At 51.2% G+C, this 363-nt stretch carries 1 protein-coding gene; it reads right to left on the bottom strand.

Translation table 11 applies throughout. The features are described from left to right. Positions 1-58: 58 nt before the first annotated feature. Positions 59-363 (bottom strand): hypothetical protein (locus tag AC0QHF_RS17675; protein WP_324705553.1); only part of this gene is annotated, 305 nt, incomplete at its 5' end.

Genomic DNA, 363 nt, shown 5'->3' with positions numbered 1-363 from the left:
GCAAAGAGGGCGCAAACCTTGCGCCCCTACAGGGTTGAAAATTGAAGCGATCGCACCCTTAAAATTTGGCGATCGCCTCCATTTGACGCATAAAACCCAAACGAGCGATCGCATTTTTGTAGGGGCGTATGGCATACGCCCCGATGTGATATTCCCCCGACGCGAGATGAAAATTGAAGCGATCGCACCCCAAAAATTTGGCGATCGCCTCCATTTGACACATAAAGCATAAACGAGCGATCGCATTTTTGTAGGGGCGTATGGCATAGGCCCCGATTTGATATTTCCCCGACGCGAGATGAAAGAGGGCGCAAAGAGGGCGCAAACCTTGCGCCCCTACAGGGTTGAAAATTGAAGCGATCG

It is taken from the genome of Lyngbya sp. CCY1209, assembly GCF_055795065.1.
This window is presented reverse-complemented; position numbering and strand designations above follow the sequence as displayed.